16 protein-coding genes and 1 pseudogene are annotated in these 23,240 nt (G+C 55.4%); 14 read left to right on the top strand and 3 right to left on the bottom strand.

The window, feature by feature from the left end; genetic code table 11:
• Positions 1–435: 435 nt before the first annotated feature.
• Positions 436–2,448 (bottom strand): annotated as a pseudogene (locus NF347_RS01275) (alpha amylase C-terminal domain-containing protein); the annotation flags it as partial.
• Between the two features lie 157 nt (positions 2,449–2,605).
• Here NF347_RS01275 and NF347_RS01270 point away from each other — a divergent pair.
• The 11 genes from NF347_RS01270 to NF347_RS01220 all read left to right on the top strand — a co-directional run bounded on the left by NF347_RS01270 (position 2,606) and on the right by NF347_RS01220 (position 15,860).
• Entirely contained in the window at positions 2,606–3,046 is a 441-nt protein-coding gene (locus NF347_RS01270) for a SufE family protein (protein WP_107035136.1), read from the top strand.
• Between the two features lie 42 nt (positions 3,047–3,088).
• Positions 3,089–4,795, top strand: coding sequence for a peptide MFS transporter (locus tag NF347_RS01265; RefSeq protein WP_107681414.1), 1,707 nt, complete (start codon positions 3,089–3,091; stop codon positions 4,793–4,795).
• A gap of 100 nt (positions 4,796–4,895) precedes the next feature.
• Positions 4,896–5,045 (top strand): hypothetical protein, encoded by a 150-nt coding sequence (locus NF347_RS01260; protein ID WP_161553773.1) that lies wholly within the window; start codon positions 4,896–4,898, stop codon positions 5,043–5,045.
• A 270-nt stretch (positions 5,046–5,315) separates the two neighbouring features.
• Positions 5,316–8,870 (top strand): glycoside hydrolase family 2 TIM barrel-domain containing protein, encoded by a 3,555-nt coding sequence (locus NF347_RS01255; protein ID WP_107681415.1) that lies wholly within the window; start codon positions 5,316–5,318, stop codon positions 8,868–8,870.
• A 228-nt stretch (positions 8,871–9,098) separates the two neighbouring features.
• Complete coding sequence (locus tag NF347_RS01250) at positions 9,099–9,380, top strand: hypothetical protein (protein ID WP_128702053.1); 282 nt, start codon at positions 9,099–9,101, stop codon at positions 9,378–9,380.
• A 6-nt stretch (positions 9,381–9,386) separates the two neighbouring features.
• A complete protein-coding gene (locus tag NF347_RS01245; RefSeq protein ID WP_107035140.1) occupies positions 9,387–9,704 on the top strand; it encodes a cell division protein ZapA in 318 nt (105 codons plus the stop codon).
• 118 nt (positions 9,705–9,822) lie between these two features.
• Positions 9,823–11,367, top strand: coding sequence for a ribonuclease Y (gene rny / locus NF347_RS01240; protein WP_107035141.1), 1,545 nt, complete (start codon positions 9,823–9,825; stop codon positions 11,365–11,367).
• A complete protein-coding gene (locus NF347_RS01235; protein WP_107035142.1) occupies positions 11,367–12,791 on the top strand; it encodes a PSP1 domain-containing protein in 1,425 nt (474 codons plus the stop codon). Before rny ends, NF347_RS01235 begins: the two co-directional genes overlap by 1 nt.
• Entirely contained in the window at positions 12,788–13,267 is a 480-nt protein-coding gene (locus tag NF347_RS01230; RefSeq protein ID WP_107035143.1) for a gliding motility lipoprotein GldH, read from the top strand. The genes NF347_RS01235 and NF347_RS01230 overlap by 4 nt, the downstream gene beginning before the upstream one ends.
• Entirely contained in the window at positions 13,264–14,439 is a 1,176-nt protein-coding gene (locus tag NF347_RS01225; RefSeq protein WP_107035144.1) for a M24 family metallopeptidase, read from the top strand. The genes NF347_RS01230 and NF347_RS01225 overlap by 4 nt, the downstream gene beginning before the upstream one ends.
• Positions 14,436–15,860 (top strand): CCA tRNA nucleotidyltransferase, encoded by a 1,425-nt coding sequence (locus tag NF347_RS01220; RefSeq protein WP_107035145.1) that lies wholly within the window; start codon positions 14,436–14,438, stop codon positions 15,858–15,860. Before NF347_RS01225 ends, NF347_RS01220 begins: the two co-directional genes overlap by 4 nt.
• Positions 15,861–15,885: 25 nt before the next feature.
• Here NF347_RS01220 and porU read toward each other — a convergent pair whose 3' ends face one another.
• Positions 15,886–19,284: a type IX secretion system sortase PorU gene (gene porU, locus NF347_RS01215; protein ID WP_133166421.1), complete on the bottom strand. Its 3,399-nt coding sequence runs from the start codon at positions 19,282–19,284 to the stop codon at positions 15,886–15,888.
• A gap of 101 nt (positions 19,285–19,385) precedes the next feature.
• A complete protein-coding gene (locus NF347_RS01210) occupies positions 19,386–20,156 on the bottom strand; it encodes a glycoside hydrolase family 25 protein (protein WP_107035147.1) in 771 nt (256 codons plus the stop codon).
• A 188-nt stretch (positions 20,157–20,344) separates the two neighbouring features.
• On the opposite strand from NF347_RS01210, the gene NF347_RS01205 reads away from it, so the two are divergent.
• From NF347_RS01205 to NF347_RS01195, 3 genes are all read left to right on the top strand, one after another.
• Complete coding sequence (locus NF347_RS01205) at positions 20,345–20,668, top strand: hypothetical protein (RefSeq protein ID WP_107035182.1); 324 nt, start codon at positions 20,345–20,347, stop codon at positions 20,666–20,668.
• Between the two features lie 126 nt (positions 20,669–20,794).
• A complete protein-coding gene (locus tag NF347_RS01200; protein ID WP_107035148.1) occupies positions 20,795–21,556 on the top strand; it encodes an alpha/beta fold hydrolase in 762 nt (253 codons plus the stop codon).
• 63 nt (positions 21,557–21,619) lie between these two features.
• Positions 21,620–23,218 (top strand): Mur ligase family protein, encoded by a 1,599-nt coding sequence (locus NF347_RS01195; RefSeq protein ID WP_107035149.1) that lies wholly within the window; start codon positions 21,620–21,622, stop codon positions 23,216–23,218.
• The last annotated feature ends 22 nt before the right edge of the window (positions 23,219–23,240 follow it).

The following is a 23,240-nucleotide window of genomic DNA, read 5'->3' as shown; positions in this document are numbered from 1 at the left end:
CCACAAAGTTAATCATTTTTTTATTATCACCACCGTTAATCAACGTAAAAATACGAATCTACGCCAATTGTGCACTATTGCGCATAACATGTGGCGCGCACAGCCTGGTAAAACGCATGCGGTGCGACGGCATTTTCACTACTACCGCCACACCGCATGTTATCCGGAGTATGTTTATTCTTCTTTTTTCGGACGACCCGGTTTGCGTCCCGCAGGCTTTTCAGCCTCTGACTTCTTGGGGCGGCCGGGTCTACGCTTTACCGCCGGAGCCTCCGCTTCAGGATCTGCCTTCTTCGGACGACCGGGCTTGCGCTTTGCCACCGGCGTCTCCGCTTCAGAATCTGCCTTCTTCGGACGACCCGGTTTACGCTTCGTCTCCTCAGACATCTTTGACGACGAAGCCTTCGACACCTTTTTCCCCGAACCGGCCACAAGCTTGAGCACCTGTGCCGAGCGCGCCGGCATATATAGTCTGAGCCATGCGACACCATGGGGTTCGAACAACGGATCGGGAATTGTGAAATGGTGTACAGTTTCATCGATATTGCCATAGCCACCATAAAGCGGACTATCGCTCGACAACACCACCTGATATTCGCCGGGAGGCGTCAGTATGCCGTAATCAGAGAACGATTTGAACGGGTTGAAATTATACACAAACACAAGATCTCCGCGACGGTATGCCAGAATCTGATCATCGTCCTTCTCCCACAATTTCGTAACAGGCAGATCCTGGAAATTATATACGCCGCTTATCAGCGAGATCATCGCATTGTCGAAATCGTTGAGATAAGAGTATTTCAGCTCCTTACGGTCAACAAGATCCCACTGCCGACGGGCATACTTGTAGCTCCATCCGTTCCCCTCGCGCGGGAAATCGATCCACTCGGGATGGCCGAACTCGTTACCCATGAAGTTGAGATAGCCACCATTGATGGTCGACGCCGTGACCAGACGTATCATCTTATGCAAGGCCATGCCACGCGCCACGGTCATATTGTCGTCATCCTTCATCATGTGCCAGTACATCTGATCGTCGATCAGACGGAAAATCACCGTCTTGTCGCCCACCAGAGCCTGATCGTGGCTTTCTACATAGGAGATTGTCTTTTCATCGGCACGCCTGTTGGTCAGTTCCCAGAATATCGACGTCGGATGCCAGTCTTCGTCTTTTTTCTCTTTCAGAGTCTTGATCCAATAGTCGGGTATTCCCATGGCCATACGGTAATCGAAACCGATGCCCCCGTCCTTGAACGGTATAGCCAGGCCCGGCATGCCGCTCATCTCTTCGGCTATGGTGATTGCCGAAGGATTGATCTGATGTATCAGTTTGTTGGCCAAAGTCAGATATGTGATGGCATTCACATCCTGATGACCGTTATAGTAGTCGTCATACGAGCCGAAAGCCTGCCCGAGCCCATGACTGTAATACAGCATTGAGGTCACACCGTCAAAACGGAAGCCGTCGAAACGATACTCCTCAAGCCAATATTTGCAGTTGGAGAGCAGAAAATGCAACACTTCGTTCTTGCCGTAATCGAAGCAGAGCGAATCCCATGCCGGATGCTCCCGACGTCCGTCGCCGTAAAAATACAGATCGTGGCTGCCATCGAGGCGTCCGAGCCCTTCCACTTCGTTTTTCACCGCATGAGAGTGGACTATATCCATGATCACGGCTATACCCAGCTCATGGGCTCGATCTATAAGCTCTTTCAGTTCCTCCGGAGTGCCGAATCGCGACGAAGCCGCAAAAAACGATGACACGTGATAACCGAACGACCCGTAATACGGATGCTCCTGAATAGCCATGATCTGTATGGCATTGTAGCCGTCGGCATGAATACGCGGGAGCACCAGATCCTTGAATTCACGATAAGTGCCAACACCCTCACGCTGCTGCGCCATGCCGATGTGGCACTCATAGATCAGTAACGGCTTTGTATCCGGACGAAACTTGTCGACATTCCATATGTACGGCTCCGCCGGATCCCACACCTGCGCGGAGAATATGTGCGTCTGCTCATCCTGCACCACACGTGTGGCATAAGCCGGTATACGCTCACCCTGACCTCCCTGCCAGCGCACCATCATCTTGTAGAGCTGGCCGTGACAAATCGCATCGGACGGCAACACCACCTCCCACACGCCGCTTTGAGGCAGACGGCGCAACTCATACCGGGCTTGCTCCTGCCAGCCGGAGAAGTCGCCGACGAGGGTTATCGCGGTGGCATTGGGCGCATATTCGCGAAACACCCACGACCCGTCGCTCTGACGATGCAATCCGAAATAATTGTGTGCATTTGCAAAATCATCGAGCGACCGGCTTGAAGCCGTCAGTTCTTTTTCTTTTTTCACGGCATCTTCATGGCGTCCCTCTATAGCGGCTGCGTAAGGCGCCAGCCACGGGTCGTTTTTAATGATGTTAAGGATTTTCCTGGCTTTGGGCATGGTTATTTAAGAATAAGTATTGATGTTTTATATCGCAAACTTAACGATATTTTTTTGTAACACCAAGCCTTTTGCTTCTTATTTTTTCGGCAAGCCGCGGAACCTATTTGTAAATGCCGCTTTTTTTGCATAATTTTGCAGAGAGAAAGCAAACATTATGACTATCAACCAGACACAAGACCGGATAGCAGCCGACTTCGAAGGGATCGACGACTGGATGGATCGCTACGCCATGATCATCGATCTCGGCAATGAGCTTCCACCCATCGACGAGCGCTTCAAGACCCCCGACCACCTTATAGAGGGTTGTCAGAGCCGCGTGTGGCTCAACGCAGAGCTTCAGGACGGCAAAATGCAATTCACCGCCGACTCCGACGCCATCATAGTCAAAGGCATCATAGCGCTGCTGATCGAGGTGCTCAACGGCCACACGCCGACCGAGGTGGCCGACGCCGACCTATATTTCATCGACCGCATCGGCCTGTCGGAAAACCTATCGCCGACACGAAGCAACGGACTGCTCGCCATGGTGCGGCAGATGAAGATGTATGCCGTCGCCTTCAAGGCTATCGAACAGAAATCAGGCACAGCCGACTGAACACTGCGGATCCTTTTGAAATCTAACCATTAACCATCAAATATGTCAAAATCCCCTTCGGCAGGGCTGTGCGTCCTGTCACTTGCCAACACCGGCGAGCGATTCGGCTACTACACCATGCTCGCCATCTTCCTGCTCTATCTGCAGGCTAAATTCGGATTCGACTCCACAGTATCAGGCCAGATCTATGCCATATTTCTGGCGCTTGTCTATTTCATGCCCCTTGTAGGCGGATGGGTGGCCGACAAATGGAGCTTCTCCAAATGCGTTGTCACAGGTATTGCTGTGATGTTTGTCGGATATGCCGTAATGGCCATACCGACCGATATCAGATCGACGACATCGCTCGTGATCCTCTGTGCGGCTCTCGTGCTCATAGCCACCGGCACAGGCCTCTTCAAAGGCAACCTGCAGGTGATGGTCGGCGACCTCTATAACAGCCCCAAATATGCCGGACAGCGCGACTCGGCTTTCTCGATCTTCTACATGCTCATCAACGTAGGCTCGATGTTCGCTCCGGGAATGGCCACCTACATGTGCAACAAAGCCATGTCGGCACAAGGCCTCGTCTATCAGGCCGACCTGCCCTCCATCTGCAACAGATATCTCGACGGAGCCGAAAACGGAGCCGAACTGGTAGCCGAAGCCGAAGCAAGCGGCATGCAGGTAGGATCGGACATTTCCGCATGGGCATCACACTATATCGAAACCCTTTCGACCGGCTATGGCTACGCCTTTGCAGTAGCCTGCGCATCGCTCGTGATCAGCTTCCTAATCTATTTCCTCGGACGCAAAGCCTACTCCCACGTCATCACCGATAAAAACACCGCCGCCACAGACAGCAAACAGGCTGAAACAGGCCCCGAACTCTCACCCGAGCAGACCCGCCAGAGAGTCGTGGCTCTCTTCCTTGTGTTTGCAGTCGTGATATTCTTCTGGATGGTATTCCACCAGAACGGAGCCACGCTCACCGAGTTTGCCAAGAGCTGCACAGCTCCCGAAGCCACCGGATGGACTCGTGTAGGATTCAACCTCCTCGGCCTCACAATGATTGCCGCCGCCGTATGGTGCATTTTCGGCATGTTCAAAGCCAAAGGCACTCTCCGCATCATCTGCGGAATAGCGTTCGTAGCACTCGCAGCCGGAGTGGCTTTCTACATCTACCCCAGCACCCCCGACGTGATTTCAGGCATACAGCCGCAGCAATACCAGCAGTTCAACCCCTTCTATGTTGTAGCGCTCACACCGGTGTCGCTAGCGCTCTTCGGCTGGCTTGCCCGCAAGAAGAAAGAGCCGTCGGCTCCCCGCAAGATCGGCTACGGCATGATCATGGCCGCAGTGGCCTATGGAGTGATGCTCATCGGATCGATGTCCATCGTCGGCACTCAGGCGTCAGTATCACCCAACTGGCTAATTTCCACCTATCTACTCCTCACGTTTGCCGAACTTCTGCTCTCACCGATGGGCATATCGTTTGTCAGCAAAGTCGCTCCCCCGAAGCTCAAAGGCTCGATGATGGGAGGATGGTTTGCCGCCACAGCCGTAGGCAACTACCTTGTGTCGATCCCTATGCTCCTCTGGGGTAAAATACCGACCTATATGGTCTGGGCCATACTCATTGTGATATGCCTCATTTCAGCTCTGTTCATCTTTGCGATGATGAAGAAACTTGAGGCCGCCACATCCGACAAGCCCTCCCCCGAGGCGAAACGCGACGCACTCGAAACCGTAGAGGACGACGCCATCTGAACCGACAAGGTCCTAACAGAATACAACGCCCCGCGCCGAACCTTTTGGCGCGGGGCGTTGTTGTAAAGACACAACAATCAACATCCATATACAATCCATCATGCAGCCCATTGACCTACACACCACTCTGCTCTGGCTTCTGATCATAGGAGCCGTATGCCTGACAAGCCTCGCCGGAGCCACAGTCAATCGGCTGCTCACACGGAGGGTAGGCATAAAAGCGACTGACAGCCACACTAGCACGCGCTAACACAAGCATCACATATACGGCATCGGACTGTTACCGATGACCTAAAGCAGCATCACGCCGGCTATGGATCATCCGACCTGCAACGCAGATCGGACTCCAGGGTCGGCGTTACAGGCATTACCAAACCCTCGTCAGCTCCGCCTAAACCATAAAAAATCCAAAATAGCGCCCAGTCATGTGACAAAACCGCCTATCGTTCAACGACATTTCCACCGGTTTTTTGTAACTTTGTGAGCAGAATATAAACATCAATCACAACAAATCAATCTTATGTCTAAACCATTTTTCAGCACCGTGCTGACGGCCCTCTGCCTCATCATAGCGGCATGGCTTCCTGCGGGAGCACAGCAAAAAGTGAGCTTCGACAAGGACAAGCACTATAAAATCGTGCTGAAGTCCAACACAAAGTATGTAATCGAAGAGACCGGCCCAACGACAGTTGCTCTCAAAGAGAACCGCCCCGACACCCCGCAACAGCTCTGGAGCATCACCGGGCTCTCGGGCAGCTGGCGCATGATCAATCCGGCAAGCGATCTGGCCATACGCGCAGAGGGCACCATACTGACCCTCGGAGTCAACAACGGCTCTGACGAATCACAGCTTTGGACCGTCGACGGAGCCACACTCATACCGACCAACCAGCCCGACATGGCCATTGCCACCGACCGCGACGGCAACCTCACCCTGGTGAAGCGCGCTAGCGGCAAAGCAGCCAAATTCGCCTTCCTGCCGGTCGATACCAAGCAGCAGACTGCCGAAAGCGACGAGGAACGCCGCAAAAACTTCTGGGAAAACGAAACGATTTTCGAACAGAACAAAGAGAAGGGGGCAGCCACAATGATGCCCTACGCATCGGAAGCGGCAATGCTCGCCGACAAAGCATATTACACCACACCCTGGACAGAGCCTGTCAACGACCGCTACCTAAGCCTCAACGGCACATGGAAGTTCAACCTCGTCGACAACCCCTCGAAACGTCCGCTTGACTTCTACAACGAGAGCTTCGACACATCTGCCTGGGACACCATACCCGTACCCTCCAACTGGGAAATGCAGGGCTACGACCAGCCTATCTACGCCAACGTCGAGTATCCCCACGCCAACACCCCGCCATTCATCAACGCCCGTAAAGGCTTCAATGACGGAGGTGTCAACTACGGCATCAACCCAGTAGGCTCCTACAAACGCACGTTCGACATACCGGCCGACTGGAGCGGACGACGCACAATGCTCCACTTCGGAGGCATCTACTCCGCCGCATTCGTCTGGGTCAACGGCAAATATGTCGGCTACACCCAGGGAGCGAACAACGATGCCGAATTTGACATCAGCCACTTCCTCCACCCCGGCCAGAACGACATTGCCGTCCAGGTTTTCCGCTGGAGCGACGGCTCATATCTGGAGTGTCAGGACATGTTCCGCATGAGCGGCATACACCGCAATGTTTACCTCTACAACGTGCCCGAAGCGTCGGTGCGCGACCACGTCATCACCTCCAGGCTCTCCGAAAACTACAGCAAGGCACACCTTGAAGTGAAGCTCGACATCGACAACCGTAGCAACCACAAAGGCATAAAGGAATACGTGGTGAAAGTGACGGATCCTAATGGCCGGCAGATCGCCGAGAAGACCATACTTTACAACCTTACAGACACTACCGGAGTGACAGCCGCCTTCGACCTTGCCGATGTAGCCCTCTGGAACGCCGAGCAGCCCAATCTTTATACCGTCAGCGTGATACAGCGCGACGGCAAGAACGGCAAAGAGGAAATGGCATTCTCCACCAAACACGGATTCCGCGATATACGCATCGACGGATCACTGCTCTACATCAACGGCAAGCGGGTGATGCTCAAAGGCGTAAACCGCCACGACAGCGACCCCCTTTACGGCCGTGCCGTGCGCACCGAATCGATGCTTCGCGACGTGACATTGATGAAACAGAACAACATCAACACCATCCGCACGAGCCACTATCCCAACAACGCGCGAATGTATGCGATGTTTGACCATTACGGACTCTATGCCATCGACGAGGCTGACCTGGAAGACCATGCCAACCAGTCGATCAGCGACATGCCGTCATGGATTCCGGCGTTTGTCGACCGCATCGACCGCATGGTGCTTCGCGACCGCAACCACCCCTCGGTAATAATGTGGAGCCTCGGCAACGAGGCCGGCAACGGCGAGAACTTCAAGTGGTGCTATGACGCCGCCGCGACGCTCGACCCCACCCGACCCATCCACTATGAAGGCACCCGTGCCGACAAACCATATGGCGGAAGCCGCTTCTCCGACTTCTACTCGAAAATGTATCCCGGCATGAAATGGATGCACGAAAACACGAGCGGACTTGACAAGCCCATGATACTCTGCGAATACGCCCATGCGATGGGAAATGCCATCGGCAACCTTTCGGAATACTGGGAAGTCATGGAAAACTCCGACGCCACAATCGGAGGCTGCATCTGGGACTGGGTCGACCAGGCCATCTACGATCCACAGGAGATCAAGCAGGGCGTCTACCGGCTGCATACCGGCTATGACTACCCCGGCCCGCATCAGGGCAATTTCTGCTCCAACGGCGTCATTCCGGCCACCCGCCAGGAGAGCGCCAAACTCATGGAAGTCAGAGCCGCCCACAGTTTCGTCAAGATCCGCATGCTCAGCCACAACGACCGGGAAGCTACCGTAAGCATCGCCAACCGCTACGCATTCCGCACCCTCGAAGGACTCGACGTCGGCACTTCGCTGCTCATCGACGGACATCCCAGAGCCATTGCAACCAAGGCTCTTCCGGCAGTAGCCCCGGGCGACTCGACCGTAATCACCATACCTTTGGGAGCCAACATAAGCAAGATTGACGCCGGCAAAGAGATACTTGTCGATGTCAAGGTGACATATCACGACAGCCAGTCATTCGCCGACGCCGGCCACGAAGTGGCACGCCGTCAGTTCATCATCGCCGAACGTGCCCCTCTGGCCGAAAACAACAGCAAAGGCGACAAGCTCAATGCCACGCTTGCCGACGCAACGCTGCACATTGCCAACAAGCTGATTTCAGCCACGTTCGACACCAATACCGGAGTCATGACCTCGCTCGACATGAATGGCATAAGCGTCATAGCCGACCGTCAGGGATTCACCTACGACAACCACCGATGGATCGAGAACGACCGCTTCACCGATACGATAACAGGCATGGCGCCTAACGCCACAGTCAGCTACCGCGCCGTTGGCAAAAACATTGAGGTGACTGCCGTGCGCGAAGGAGAGAAATGCTCTACCGACATAACCTACACATTCTGCCCCGACGGCACAATGGATATGAATGTCACATTCCGTCCGCACAGCGACAACCTCCGCCGGGCCGGCCTCGTCTGCGCCATCAACCCGTCGCTCGACATCGTCGACTACTACGCCCACGGACCATACGAGAACTACGCCGACCGCCTCGACGGAGCATACGTAGGACGATACAGCACAACAGTGGCCGACATGGTTGAGCCCTACGTCAAGCCACAATCCACAGGCGGCCGCGAAGGCCTCCGCGAGCTGCGCCTCACGGATGCTTCGGGTCGCGGCATCGAGATCACCACCCAGGGCAGGGTCGCATTCTCAATCCTTCCCTATACCGACGCCGATCTCATGCGCGCCAATCATCTTTGGGAAATGAACGCACGTCCCTACAGCGTGCTGCATCTCGACGCATGGACCCGCGGCGTTGGCAACGCGTCGTGCGGAGCCGATGTCGACACCCTGCCGATCTACCGCGTCCCTGACAAGACCATGAACTACACCCTGCGTTTCACTCCCGTCAAGTAAGCGCACGTTACCACCATATCATTGGCGGTGTGTCGATCCCCAAGTTCGGGCTTCGGCACACCGCCTTGTCATTTGCATCCGATACGACATGAAATGATACCACCATGCCAGCGCAGCATTTTAGCGAAGCATTTTGGAATATTTTTGTTAAAAAACATATGTCCCATTATGATATGACAATTGAAAATTGTACTTTTGTAAAAAATTGGCATAATAATGTCCGCAGATTTGAAGCAACGTCTTGACAGCCTGCGCACCAAGACCGCCCTATTGCTCAAGCGCCACGAGATGCTCGAAGAGGCTGCAACGGCAGCCCGGCAGCGCATCAGAGAGCTTGAGCAAGACAACGAGAGATTGCAGAAGCGCATAGATCTTCTCAATCAGGAGAACGAGTATCTCCGGGTGGTTCATTCGGTGAGTCCGAGCCGCAGCGATGCAGAGAACACTCGGGCATTGTTGGCCGGATTAGTACGGGACATTGACAAGTGTATCGCCGACCTGGGCGAGTAACATGCAATGGACAAAAAGAAGATATACATAAACATTAGGATAGCAGATATTCCGCTCCGCATCAATATCGCCGCTGAAGAGGAGGAATTGTTCAGAGCCGCGGCCAAAGAGGCCAACGCCAGCTGGTCAAAATGGCGCGACAGATTTGTCGACCGACCGCAGGCAGAAGTCATGGCCATGGTATTGTTTCTCTACGCCAAGGGCTACATGACGTTGAAAGCCCAGATAGAGGACGGAGAAAGGATGCTGTCGGATTTCGAAGCTGATCTTGACAGCATGCTGGCTCGCGAAACACCCCGAGGCGCCTACGGAAACGAAGAGTGACTGTGTGTGATATTCTTGCGCCCATTGCCCCGCGCGACGCGTGGCCCGTACACAAAAGAGCTGAGACATTGACAACATTTATCATTAATAACCTTATAAAACCAACAGACATATAGACATGACGACCATCATACTCATTCTGATCACAGCCATAGTGGCTCTGGCCATCGGTGCCGTCGCAGCAATGATCGTTCAGCGCAACATGGCCACAAGCCGCGCACGCACCATCATTGACGAAGCTAAAAAAGAGGCGGAGGTTATCAAGAAAGACCGTCTGCTCGAAGCCCGCGAAGAGGAGATCAAGATCAAGGCCGAAGCCGAGAGACAGGCACAGCAGCGCATATCCAAAGTGCAGCAGGCCGAAAGCAAGATCAAACAGCGCGAGATGCAGCTCAATCAGCAGCAGGGAGAGAACCAGCGCGCACGCAACGAGATAGAACAGACACGCCAGCGCCTCGACGAACAGCTCGCCATGGCCGAATCAAAGAAAGCCGAACTCGACTCGCTCCGCCACAAAGCGCAGGAAGAGCTGGAGCATATCAGCGGTCTGACCGCCGAAGAGGCAAAAGACAAGCTTGTGGAGAGCCTCAAGGATGAAGCAAAGACTGCCGCAGCAAGCTACATCAACGACATCATGGACGATGCGAAAATGACCGCCAACAAGGAAGCCAAGCGCATCGTAGTCCAGTCGATACAGCGTGTGGCGACCGAAACAGCCATCGAGAACTCCGTGACGGTGTTCCAGATTGACTCCGACGAGATCAAAGGACGCATCATCGGACGCGAAGGCCGCAATATCCGCGCGCTCGAAGCCGCCACAGGCATCGAGATCATAGTCGACGACACTCCAGAGGCGATAGTGCTTTCGGGGTTCGACCCCGTGCGCCGCGAGATAGCTCGCCTTGCGCTGCATCAGCTTGTGGCTGACGGACGCATCCACCCCGCACGCATCGAGGAGGTTGTGGCTAAAGTACGCAAACAGATCGAGGAAGAGATCATCGAAACAGGCAAACGCACTGCCATCGACCTCGGCATCCACGGACTCCACCCCGATCTCATCCGCCTTGTCGGCAAAATGAAATACCGCTCAAGCTACGGCCAGAACCTGCTCCAGCACTCACGCGAAACGGCAAATCTCTGCGCCGTGATGGCATCGGAACTCGGTCTGAATCCCAAGAAAGCACGCCGCGCCGGACTGCTTCACGACATAGGCAAGGTGCCCGACGAAGAGCCCGAACTGCCCCACGCACTCCTTGGCATGAAACTCGCCGAGAAATACAAGGAAAAGCCCGAAATATGCAATGCCATCGGCGCGCACCACGACGAGATAGAACAGACATCGCTTCTCGCGCCGATAGTGCAGGTATGTGACGCAATATCAGGCGCACGCCCCGGCGCACGCCGCGAAATCGTAGAGGCTTACATCAAGCGTCTCAACGATCTGGAACAGCTCGCTCTCTCCTATCCCGGAGTGATCAAGACCTACGCCATACAGGCCGGCCGTGAGCTTCGCGTCATAGTCGGAGCAGACAAGATCGACGACGTAGAAACCGAAAAGCTCTCCGCCGAGATCGCCAAACGCATCCAGGACGAGATGACATATCCCGGACAGGTCAAGATCACCGTCATACGCGAAACACGCTCGGTTAGCTTTGCCAAATAATGGGAAACGAATGGAAAAAAGGGGGTGACACGCCTGATTCGGAACACCCCGCTCCCCTGAATCCGTCACCGTCATGCTGCAAGGTAGCGCCCCGTGGCAAACTGCATTGCCACAACTGGCTGGCCGACGTGCCCGGAGGCATGGCCGACGACGAGCTTGTGGAAGTGCAGTTCAAGAATACCCGCAAAGGATTTTTCCGCAACACCACCCATCTCGATCTTGCGATCGGCGACATGGTGGCAGTGGAGGCCGCTCCGGGTCATGACATAGGCCAGGTGACGCTGACGGGAAAACTTGTCGGCCTGCAGATGCGCAGAGCCGGAGTAAAACCCGACGCGGAACTGAAACGCGTATTCCGTAAAGCCAAGAGCGGCGATCTCGAAAAATACGAGGAAGCCAAGGCACGCGAGAACGACACGATGATACGTTCACGCAAAATCGCCGCCGACCTCAAGCTCAACATGAAGATCGGCGACGTGGAATATCAGGGCGACGGCAACAAAGCGATATTCTATTACATCGCCGACGAGCGAGTCGATTTCCGCCAGCTGATCAAAGTGCTTGCAGAAACATTCCACATACGCGTGGAAATGCGTCAGATCGGCGCACGCCAGGAGGCCGGACGCATCGGCGGCATAGGCCCGTGCGGACGTCCGCTGTGCTGCGCAAGCTGGATGACCAACTTCGTATCGGTCGGCACCGCCGCCGCCCGTTTTCAGGACATCTCGCTCAATCCGCAGAAACTTGCCGGACAGTGCGCCAAACTCAAATGCTGCCTCAATTTCGAAGTCGACAGCTACGTGGAGAGCATAAAGAAAATGCCTTCGAAAGAGATACGCCTTGAAACGGCCGACGCCACCTATTACCACTTCAAGTACGACGTGTTCAAGCGTGAGATCACATACTCCACCGACAAGAATATTGCCGCCAACCTGGTGACGATCGACGCCAAACGCGCATTTGAGGTCATACAGCTCAACAAAAACGGCGAGAAGCCCCTGAACCTCAAACGTGAAGAGGAGATAAAAGAGGCCGACAAGAAACAATACAACGACATTCTGGGACAGGATATCACGCGTTTCGACAAAAAGAAGAAGCGCCGCAAGAACAGATCCGACAAGGGGCAGCAGCCGTCGAAAGATGCATCCAGCTCTCCGAAGCAGCGCGACCCCAAGGATCACAAAGAACCTGCCACGCAGAAGACCAGAGAACCGAGGGAACAGAAAGCCAAAGAGCAGAAAAGCTCCGGACAGCAGCAGAAAGGACAGAAACCGCAGAATCAGAACGGTCAGCGGCAGAAGCGACGTCTGCGTCCCGGCGACACTCCCGACAACACCAATCTCGAAGCCGGACGCAATGCCAAGCAGGCCCTGCCGCCGGCCATGTCACCGTCAAAGCGCATGATGGGCGAGGCTGACCAATGACAATACGCCGACACATACCGACAGCCGCCGGACGGCTTGCAACCGCCGTTTTGGCGGCTGTCGCCGTATCATGCGGCGGCAATGGGGAAATCAACTCGTTCGCACACATTCCGCATGACGGATGGGCATATGGCGACACCGTAAAGTTCGACATCGACTCAGCGATGCGTATCGAACAACCGCTGCACATCGCACTGCGTCACAACGACAGCTATCCCTATCGCAACCTGTATTTGGAAGTCAGCCTTGAAGATGACAGCCACAACATACGACGCGACACAATCGGCATAGAACTGTGTGACATTTACGGACACTGGTATGGCCACGGCATCGGAGCATCAATGCAGATAGAGGCGCCGACAAAAACCACTGTTGACAATTCCACCCGACGGGTAAACATCCGTCACGTGATGCGCGTTGACACTCTGACAGGCATAGAGCTTGTCGGAATCACAGGACAATCACTGAAACGATGAAACAACTAAACATTCTCGAGCCACAGGAAGCCAGACTGCGGTTTGACAACCTGCGCAGGCAGCTGGAGGCCGAAAAAGCCGACGCCGCACTCATAACAGACAATGCCAACATCTATTATCTGACCGGCCGCGTGTTTGACGGCTATATCTATGTAGCCCTCAACGGCCCGGAAATATATTTTGTAAGGCGTCCGATAGACCTGGAGGGTGACGGAGTGGTCGCAATACGCAAACCCGAGGATATGGCGCAGAGCATCGGGCTCAACATGCCGCAACGGCTCGGCATGGAGCTCGACGTCACGACATGGAGCGTGGCCGAACGGCTGAAAAAAGCGTTTGAAGGCGCGGAAACGATCAATTTCTCACCGGCCATGCGACGGCTGCGTTCGGCAAAGACACCGGCGGAAATCGAAAAGATACGACAGAGCGGTATCCGTCAGGAACGTGTCTACCGCCGCATACCGCATCTTTATCGCGAAGGGATGACCGATCTGGAGCTACAGGTGGAGATCGAACGCATATCACGCCTTGAAGGCTGTCTAGGACAGTTCCGCATAAGCGGCGACTCCATGGAGCTTTATATGGGCAACATACTCGTCGGTGAAAACGCCGACACACCGACGCCCTACGACTTCGCCATGGGAGGCGAAGGGCTCGATCCGTCGCTTCCGGTAGGATGCAACGGCACAGTCATCCGTCCGGGCGACACTGTGATGGTGGATGTCAACGGCAACTATACCGGCTACATGACCGACATGACACGCACTTTCATCGCCGATCACACGAGCGATCTCGCCGCCAAGGCTCATCAATGCTCGATCGAGATATGCCACAGGATGCAGACCGACGCACGTCCCGGTGCGGAAGCACGCAGCCTGTATGCCACCGCCGAGGCTATGGCCCGCGAAGCCGGCCTGGAGCGATATTTCATGGGTCACCGGCAGAAAGCCGGTTTTGTAGGCCACGGAGTAGGCATAGAGATCAACGAAATGCCGGTCATAGCTCCGCGAAGCCGCGACATCATAGCCCCGGGCAACGTTATCGCTTTCGAACCTAAATTCGTCATACCCGGAGCAGGAGCGGTCGGAATCGAAAACACATACTGCGTGGGAGCTGATCGCACAGAGTGCCTCACAAACGCCCCCGAGCAGTTCATCACATTACTGGCATGAACATAAGCGAACTGATCATACAGCGCAAGAAAGAGAAGATATTCAAGGCTGTCGGCAACGTTGCCGACAGTATCTCACGCGAATGCTACGCCGTCGGCGGATGTGTCCGCGACATGATGCTCGACCGGCCGTCGGTCGACATAGACTTTGTCAGCGTAGGCAACGGCATAGAACTGGCCGAAGCCGTGGCGCGCAGCATGGGCAAAGGCACGCATCTGAGCGTGTTCCGCAACTTCGGCACCGCACAGGTGAAACGTGGCGAAATGGAACTCGAATTTGTCGGCGCGCGCAAAGAGAGCTACGATCGGCAGAGCCGCAATCCCATAGTGGAGGACGGCACGCTCCACGACGATCTGAGCCGACGCGACTTCACCATCAACGCGATGGCCGTCAGCGTCAACACAGCGACATTCGGCGATCTGATCGATCTCTTCGACGGCATTTCCGACCTCAAAGCCGGCATCATCCGCACACCGCTCGACCCTGACATAACCTTCAGCGACGACCCGCTCAGGATGATGAGGGCCATACGGTTTGCCACACAGCTCGGATTTGAGATATATCCTGCGACCCTTGAGGCGATCACCCACAACGCCCAGCGCATCAAAATCATCACACGCGAACGCATCATGGACGAACTGATGAAGATCATGCGCTCGGCGTGTCCGTCGCTCGGGTGGCGGCTGCTTGAACAGACTGGACTCCTGCAACTGATATTTCCGGAACTTCACGCCCTCTGCGGTGTGGAAACCGTCAAAGGGCGAGGCCATAAAGACAACTTCCTGCACACTCTCGAGGTGCTCGACAAAGTGGCCGCCAAGACCGGCGACGTGTGGCTCCGCTGGAGTGCATTGCTCCATGACATAGCCAAACCTGTGACAAAGCGGTGGGACAACAGTCTGGGATGGACATTCCACAACCACAACTTCATCGGAAGCAAGATGATACCGCGGATATTCCGCCAGATGAAATTTCCGATGAACGACCGTATGCGCTACGTCCAGAAAATGGTCGAACTCCACATGCGCCCGATAGCTCTGGTGGAAGAGGGAGTTACAGACTCGGCCATACGCCGTCTGCTGCACGATGCCGGCGACGACATTACCGATCTGATGACTCTGTGTGAAGCCGACATCACATCGAAGAATGCCGAAAAGGTGAAACGCCACCTCGAAAACTTCGCCTCCGTACGCCGCAAGATGGAGGAGGTGGAGGCACGCGACCATATACGCAACTTCCAACCGCCGGTGGACGGCAGCGAGATCATGACAATATTCGGCCTGCAACCGTCGCGGGAAGTCGGTGTGCTTAAGCAGGCCATAAAGGACGCTATACTCGACGGTGTGATTCCCAATGAGCGCGAGGCAGCGATGGAATTCCTGCTCAGCCAGGCAGCCGGACTCGGCCTCAGCCCTGTGTGACAGCCACAGCTGCTGCGGGAACGGATCAGTGACCCGTGACTGCCAGACGCCGCGCAGGCGAAACCGTACGCGTTGCTCCCGAAACGATTTCGGCGCGGTAGATATAGATGCCGCGCGGCACTCTGCGCCCCGACCTGTCGGTGAGATTCCATGTTACGGGCGCAGTGGTAAACATATCCGACCGATCATTGACCGTCGTGCTCCAAACAAGAATGCCACTCATCGAATAGACACTTACGGTGATGCCGAGAACTGCGTCCGGACGGTTGTGGCTCAGGTAGAAATTGGCCTGTGTCGAGGCCGGATTGACATCGGTATAAATATCGAATATCTCCGGAGCGAGCTGACTGTCGACATAAAACGACAGAGTGGCAATGGCCTCGTTGCCCGATGTGTCATAAACCCTGAGCTCAAGAGTGTGATGGCCTTCAGCCAGCGCTGTCAGCGGATAATTGATTGTACCTGCCGCCTGACTGCCTGAGGCGGGAGTGTAGTACGAAGCGATATCGTTGAATGACTCACGCCCGTCGATGCGAAGGGTCATCGTGTGGCCGATACCTGCCGTAGACAGATTTATGCCCACATTATCGCTGATCCGCGCTATCAGCATCGGTGACTGATCTACCTTGCCGCCGTCGCTGAAACCGGGATGATTGAGATATATGCTCTCTATGACAGGAGCTACAGTGTCGAGAGGCTGCGAATCGTCCATGCCATAGACATAGACGCCGCGTTCACAGCCCGACGCGCCATCCGAGGAATTGTCCGTGGCCGAGAAAACCATGGTGGCCGGCCGGTAGTTGTCGGCGATCTCCGAGGGCATGCTTACGGTCATGGACCAACGTCCGCCTATCACCGTGTCGCCCCCCTCGAATATCTTGGATCCGTGATCCTCGTAGGTGTATCTGCGACCCGTCGAGCCGTCGACATCACGCCCGATCGTCGTGACCGACCGCTCGGCATCATACAATACCATACTCACCCGGCCGCTGAACGCTTCATCACGTCGACCCTGTCCGTCGGTGATCTCACCTGTCAGCCTCACCTGCGACCGCGCCATCATGACTATGTCATCGGCGTCGGAACCATCCACTTTGCGTCCATCCACCTCAAGCAGCACAACTCTTGACGACGCCACAGCCGGACGCAGCGCCGGATCACCAAGCAGCGCGTAGCGGAGCTTATTGGAATTGGATTCGGAAGCAGGCGCTGCAAGCCGGTTCTTGGCTCTTCGGAGCGACTCGCCTATCGCTACAGTGCGCCCGTCGGCATCCGCGCCCAGAGCCTCCAGTCCCATAGCCTTGCTGAGCTTGGCATTCTCCGAAATAAACACCGGGCGCGTGGCCGTTATGGCGGCTATGACACCGCCGCACGAATTGAAAAGAAGCTTTTCAGAGCCCGACTGGTCGACGCCGTCCCATTGCATGAAGTAGCATGTAGCTCCAAAAAAAACGGGCCAACGGCGATTGCGCAGCGACGTAATGTCGTTGAGCGTCATCACCCCCTGCGAGGACAGATAATATTTATTGGCATGGCCGACATAGTTCCACCACACAGCACCATCATCGATCAGACGGTGGAGCCGGGTGCGAGCTTCCTTGCAGACTCCTCCCACAAGAGGATAGGCATCGAGATATACCCGCTCATAAAGCAACGCGTCGCCCGGACGTGTAGACATGAACGCCTGTATCTGCTCCTCGCTCTGTCGCATGTGGCTTGCATTGTCGCCGTCGTCGGCAAGCATCACAGCCCTTGACGCCCATGATCCATGATCGACCTGCATGTAACGCTCCAGTTTGTCGACATAGGCCGACGCCTCGGCTTCCGAACGAGCCGTGATGCGGCCTACGGCTATGCTGTAGGGGTCGGAATCTGGACGCAGACCGGCGTTATCCTCAAGCTGAGCCAGATAATCATCGGTAGTGTATGATCCTATCTCGCTCATGCTCTCAGCGCTCTGCCATATAGGCATCAGCGGCTGTCGCAACGATCCGACCGATGTGGTCAGCCTACGGTTGTCAAACGATCCACGCCCCATCATAAGCGCATATCTCAAAGGACGACCCGAAGCTTTGCCCCGGTCATAAAGCATCTTGAGATAATGGCGGAATGCGGAAGGATGCGCCGTGCCCGACGCGAACTCATTGAACACATGTTCCTGATCGACCACCAAAGTCACCAGGCTGTCGTGGCGCTCATGCAGAGCAGCCAGACGCCTTGCGGCGGCCAACAGTTCGTGAGGGGCTATGATAACCATATCGGGGGCGACGGCTACAGAATGAAGATTCTGCGACGCCACAGCAGCCTCGAATAAAGGGGTAGGCAATGCCATGCCACTGTTCCATGCCACATACGTTCTCTCGCCCATGAACGGGTTGGTCCACACCGCTCCACCGTCGCTCACGGCAGCATTCATCGCCACAGGACGAAGCGGATCGGTAATATCCCATATACGGGTAGTTGAGACAGCTCTTTCCAGCCGTACCGACGGCCGTGCCGACGTGAACACGATCGGCTCCGATGCCATGGCTATGCGCCGCCGATAATTGACATCTATCCTGTCGAGATTGGCCGAATATATAGTGCCCATTCCGACAAACGTGATCCCGAGATCTATACGGCCGTCGACAGGAGTGAGAACTACCTCGATGTCGGTCAGAGAACCATAGTTGTTGCCTGTCACGGCCGGAAGCGTTCCATCGGTATCCAGGCGCCGGCCGGCGGCGGTAAGAGTAATAGCCGACCGCGCGCTTGTGCGCGATGCGAACCGCACCCTGACCCATGCTTCGCTACCCTCGACATGACCCGGGAGATCGAGCCGAAACACGCGTGAAGGTGTGATCCGGAAATCCTCGCCGACGAGATCGCGTCCTGACTGACCGTAGCTGACGGCATCCGTTTCATGCCTGACCGCCGATACGAATTCCGTCGCGGACTGTGCCGAGCCGTCGGCTATTCCTTCGGTCGAAAGCTCTATGACACTCCTGGAATCGGTCAGGAAATAGCATGGCCTGACCACATACGGGCTGGCGATCTCCGTCACGCGGCCGGCATCGTCGGTGACTTTTCTCGAAGCGGGCGACGCATAAAAATAAATGCCGCCGTCGGCATGCAGCGACGGTATCTGTGGAAGATCATCGACATAGGCCGCCCGCGACATGATGTCGGCATCGGTCAGCGTTCCATATCCGGCCACACTGACACGTTCGGGGCTTGCAAACCCCCATTTGCGAAGATCGCTATAGCTTACAAACTGAATGCCGCCCTCCTGAGGTGTGCTGACTTTTATCCATCGGCCCGATGCGAGAGCCGAAGTATCGGCATAGGCCGTCAGTTCGAAGGCATCAGCTCCCACAGGCATAGCCGCCATCAGAGCCACGAGCAGCATGATACGCTGCAATATGTTGTCGGTCAATATCGACAATGTTAGTATCCGTTAAGAGATTAAACTATTCTATCCTGTGTTGTCGCGGTTGAGATTAATCCGCATCATGAGCCGGAGTCCGGAAGTCATGTCACGACATCCTAATGGTTAACGGCAGAAGCTCCGGAATATTGCAGCCTGACAGGCGGAGGGACCACACGCGGCACCGAAGTCAGACTGTCCCACTGCTCTCTCGTGCCATGATAGACGTTGAGATCGATAAGTCTGTCGATACCTTTGAGCGTGCCGCGATGAGTGTATTGCCAGAGAGTCCAGTCGATACCGTCGTCGGGGGGAGTGAACGAACAAATCCACAGCGGGTAATGGTCAAGACGCCCTTCAACAAACCGGCTGTAGCCATCCTTGTTGGTATATAGCATCACCCGGTAGCCTTCGGCACGCAGTTCTTCGGCCATCTCCTTTATACGGCCCACAGTCTGGTCGGTCGAACGGTTGACAGGATTGGTCCATTCCTCCACATCGATCACCAACGGCAGATCGAGATGGCGACCTCTGACCGAATGCAGCAGATTGAGCGCCTGCAGATAGCCTGACGAATCGAACCGGAAGAAATGATATGCTCCGACTTTCAGGCCTGCCCTTCGGGCGGCATTGATATTGGCTCCGAAAGACGCGTCCTTGAAATCGGCGCCTTCGGTGGCCTTCACATATACGAATCCGATGCCGTGGGTGCGCAGCATATCAAAATCCACAAATCCATTATGGGAAGAGATGTCGGCACCCCTGACGACATAGCCGGAAGTATCGACCGGCTGTGATGTCTCGCCCCGTCCGGTCACGGCCAGATAGAATATCAGCAGCCCTATGGCGCTGAACGTCACTATCGATATGATGGTCATCAGTCTGTGCATCTGTGTCGGAGAATCTACTACTTTGCAGCGATTTGTCGTCAGGCGGTGTGCGACACCGGGCCACACATCAGTGCAAAAATACAAACGCCGCCGGACTCCACCAAATCATCTACGACGGATCATTGAATATTTTTGCCTCCTTACTGAAATTTATGGCATCAAAAAACGTTCATACGGCAGAAAAAGTCATGAAGATAATACGCAACAACCTACTGCCGGTCGGACGACAATATGCGGCGATCAACCTGTTCGGGATGCTCCTGATCAAGCATGGCGTAAGAGTGACCCCCGAACTGATCAACCACGAGCGGATCCACTCAGCCCAGATGCGCGAACTGCTGTATCTGCCTTTCTATATTGCCTATCTTGCGGAGTGGCTTGTGCGGCTTGCGGCCTGCCGCGGCAACTGCCATGAAGCCTACCGAGCCATCACTTTCGAGAAAGAAGCCTACCGCCACAGCGGCGATCACGGTTATCTCGGCAGACGACGCCACTTCGCTCAATGGCGCTGACAGGAGCTATTCCGACACCGGAAACATTGTCGAGCGCAGACTTTTTTGATAATGTTGCGACAAATACTGCAGACTACATTGGAAAGAATTACGTAACTTTGCCAAAGAATTGCGAAAAGAAACGACATGGAACAGATATGCGAAATCGATGGCCTGCAGCTGCACTATGATGTCAGCGGACAGGGACGCCCGCTTATACTCATGCATGGCTGGGGATGCGACAGCAGCACCGTGGCATCCATAGCACGCACTGCTTCGCAGACGCATCGGGTGTATTCGCTTGATCTGCCAGGTTTCGGAAGCACTCCCGAGCCCCCCGAAGCATGGAATGTAGAGGAATACACCTCGCTCGTAGAGAAGCTGGCCGACCGTCTCGGCATCGACAATCCGGTGCTTGCAGGCCATTCGTTCGGAGGGCGCATAGCAATTCTGTTCGCCTCACGGCGTCAGGCAGACAAGCTCATACTGATTGATGCCGCCGGAGTAAAACCCCGCCGCGGCCTGCGTTACTACTTCAAAGTCTATGCTTTCAAGTTTTCACGCCGCATAATGCAGCTGACCATGGGCAAAGAGGCTGCCGCCCGCAAAATCGAAGAGGGTCGCAAACGCAATGGATCGGCCGATTATGCAGCCGCATCACCCCGCATGAGAGCCGTTCTCTCGAAAGTAGTCAACCACGACCTCCGACGAGTGATGTCCTCCATAAAAGCCCCGACCCTGCTTATCTGGGGCGAGAACGACACCGCTACACCGATGCGCGACGCCCGTATCATGGAGCGCCTGATACCCGGAGCGGCTCTCGTATCTTTTCCCGGCTGCGGCCACTACAGTTTTCTCGACAATCCGAGGCAGTTTGCCGCAGTAATGTCAAGTTTCCTGAAATCCTGACCACGCGAAGGCAAAAAAACGCCACGTCATCACAACGACACAAACTGATCACAACCGATATATATGCTGATTACGATAATATTCTGTACAATTGCGGTCTGCTCCGCACTTAGCCTGGCGGCAGAGCTTCGCCGCGATCTGATGATGATGCAGCAGAACTCTTACCGCATCGAGCGCTACCGCCGGTGGCTCCGTTCGTCGGCCGACACCACATCGTGGCCTCGTCTGGCCGGCATGGCCGTGGCTCTCGCCTCGCTGGCGGCCTTCGCCTCCGACCGCGTAGGGATGACCCTCATCGGCGCCTTCGCCATAGGCAATATCTGGTATCTGTCGACCCGCCGATACAAGAAACCGCTGGTGATGACCCCGCGCGCCCGACGCATCTACAGTGTCAGCGCCATCATATCCATAGCCATCACCGCCGTTGCCGCCGTTGCCGCCGACGGACATTCATGGCTCTTGCCGGCTTTTGCGGCCTCGGTGGCGCTACAGATCCTGTATTGCGCCTCGCACATCGTGATCATGGCCGCAGTGTGGCTGCTTCAGCCGCTTGAAAACCGCATAAACCGAGGCTATCGTGACGATGCCGCCCGCATCCTCGCCTCATGCCGCGGCCTGAAGGTGGTGGGCATAACCGGGTCATACGGCAAGACCAGCACGAAACACTACCTCAAGCGCATTCTCGACGAGCATTTCGCCACCTGCATGACTCCCGGAAGCTATAACACCACAATGGGTGTGGTGCGCACAATCCGCGAATATCTCAAACCCTACGACGAGGTGTTTATTGTGGAGATGGGAGCCAAACAGCCCGGCGACATCAAAGAGATCTGCGATCTGGTTCATCCCGAATACGGCATACTCACCGCCGTCGGCGAGCAGCACCTTGAATCGTTCGGCTCGATCGAGAACGTGCAACGCACAAAGTTCGAGCTTATCGACTCTCTGCCGGCCGGCGGATATGCGGCTGTAAACAATGACTTCCCGTATGCCGCCGATCGCGAGGTGACCAACACCCATTGCGACCGGTATGCCGTGAGCAACACCGCAGGAGCGCAATGGACCGCCACCGACATCGCATACTCACCTCAGGGTACCACATTCACCGTCAACGGCCCGGACGGTCTCAGCATGCAGCTCCAGACCCGTCTTGTAGGTGAATGCAATATCTCCAACCTGCTTGCGGCCATAGCCATGGCCGTGCGTCTGGGCGTGCCTCAGGAGAAGATACGCTTCGCCGTAGCCGACATCCGCCAGGTGGAACACCGCCTGAGCCTGCGCCGCACTCCCGGAGGCATAACCATAATCGACGACGCCTTCAACTCCAATCCAACCGGATCGGGCATGGCTCTCGACGTGCTGTCGGGGATGACCGGCGGAAACCGTATCGTAGTCACACCCGGCATGATCGAACTGGGAGAGCGTCAGGAGAAGCTCAACTATGAATTTGGCCGCAAAATAGCGGCTTGCGCCGATATAGCCATAATCGTAGGCCGCTATAACCGCGAAGCGATACGTTCGGGGGCATCAGACGGCGGCATGACCGACGACAGGATAATAATCACCGACACTTTCGCCCAGGCACAGAGCATGCTGTCGGGGATAATGAAATCAGGCGATACCGTGCTCTACGAGAACGATCTGCCCGACACATTCAAATAAGCATACAACAAAACCCATCAAT

The organism is Paramuribaculum intestinale (assembly GCF_030759015.1).
Lineage (GTDB): Bacteria > Bacteroidota > Bacteroidia > Bacteroidales > Muribaculaceae > Paramuribaculum > Paramuribaculum intestinale.
This window is presented reverse-complemented; position numbering and strand designations above follow the sequence as displayed.